The organism is Bacillus sp. LR--39 (assembly GCF_053613335.1).
Genome location: NZ_JBSIOT010000099.1, coordinates 1 through 1648 on the forward strand (window position 1 = coordinate 1; position 1648 = coordinate 1648).

Genomic DNA, 1648 nt, shown 5'->3' on the forward strand with positions numbered 1-1648 from the left:
AGCTGTTGTTTTGGGTGCTGTTTCTTTTTCTGATGCAGCCAGTCCGCCTATCGGCTCTGTATTCTTTTCTGAAGGATTGTTCCGCAGCATCAGCAGCGCAGCCGGAAAGACAATCACGATTAATAGCAGTCCCAACACCACAACCGTCAGCTTCCAGCTAAACCAATGGATCAACATGAGTGAGCCGGGAACGAGAAGCATTTGCCCCGCGCCAAAGCCTGCTTCCATGATCCCAAAGGCTAGTCCCCGCTTTTTGCTGAACCAATTGACGACCAATACACTTGCCGCCACATTCGATGCTCCGCCCACTCCAAGTGAGACACCCAGCCCATAAAGCAAAAACAACTGCCAAGGCGAAGTCACAAGGTATGTTAAGAAAATGCTGACTCCTGTCAGTAACGCACTCCCTGACAAAACAGCCCGAGCACCCCATTTGTCCACAAGCCGCCCAATCACAGGCTGTGATATGCCATAAACAATAAAACTCATCGTCGAAATCAGCGAGATGGTGCTTCTATCCATTGAAAATTGCCGTTCCCACGGCTCCACAAACGCACCAAACGACAGCCGCACCCCCTGAACCGCCAATAAGATCAAGAAGGTGACGGAGACGATAATCCACGCATAATGCAGTCTTTTCATGACAGCTCCAAATCCCACCGTTCTTCTGTCAGCTGCTGTCCCCATAATGGCGCTTCTTGTTTCACTTCACTTATCCTGAATCCAAATTTTTCATAGAGCGGACGAGCCTCAGCCATCGTGCTCACCGTCCAAAGGAAAATGCGGTCAAACTTCATGTCTTGGCAGTATGCAACCAGATGCTCCAGCAATTGCGTGCCGAGCCCCCTGCCCCGAAAATCCGCATCAACCAGAAACCATCTGAGCTGGACTGTCTTTTCATCGTGCTTGACCAACCCGACAGAGCCGGCAAATTTCCCGCCGCTTTCCGCAATCCATATTTTTTCGATTTCAGCGTCAAATGTCTCCTGGAGATAAGCTAAAAACGTGTCATCCCAACCGTGAGCCTCCGCGTAAAATTGTCTTTGTTTCTCAATAAGGAGTTGAAGATCCTCCGAAAGAAAATAATCTCTAATCGATATTTCTGATGATCTGGCAGAAAGCGACTGTGAAAGGATCGCTTCAATCTCTGCCATCGCCTCGGCAAGCTTGTACTGCTCCTTTTGGTTGATTTCATTCAGCATCAGTTCTACTTGTTCGTTGGCTTTCTCCTCCAGCTTTTTATAAATCGTTTTTCCTGTTTCTGTGACAAAAATATAATGGTGGCGGGCGTCATCTTTGCTCCTCTGTTTATAGATCAAATCTTCTTTTTCAAACTGCTTCACAATCCTGCTGACATATCCTCGGTCAAGCCCCAGCTTATCCTGAAGAGCTTTTGCCGTACAATTAGGCGTATTATAAATCTCAAATAAAATCCGTGTTTCTGTTAAGGAAAACGGGCTGTCGTAAATGTGCTCATTAAGGAAACCAAGGACGTTTGTATAAAATCGATTGAACTTTCTGAATTTTAATCCGACAGATGATTCTCTTGTTTTCAAATCAATCCCCACTTTCTAATATTGTTGACTAAGCCAATTATAATCACATATAGTTGCCTTAGTCAACGATATGTTAGAAAGTGAGGTCTTTT

The 1648-nt window shown here is 45.8% G+C and carries 2 protein-coding genes; both read right to left on the bottom strand.

Annotation, left to right across the window (positions count from 1 at the left end; genetic code table 11):
* Positions 1-642 (bottom strand): MFS transporter (locus ACWHAR_RS20695; protein ID WP_452087687.1); only part of this gene is annotated, 642 nt, incomplete at its 3' end.
* Positions 639-1556 carry a bifunctional helix-turn-helix transcriptional regulator/GNAT family N-acetyltransferase gene (locus ACWHAR_RS20700; RefSeq protein WP_041335202.1) on the bottom strand — a complete coding sequence of 306 codons (918 nt, stop codon included), beginning with the start codon at positions 1554-1556 and terminating at the stop codon, positions 639-641. The genes ACWHAR_RS20700 and ACWHAR_RS20695, both read right to left, overlap by 4 nt.
* Positions 1557-1648 lie beyond the last annotated feature (92 nt).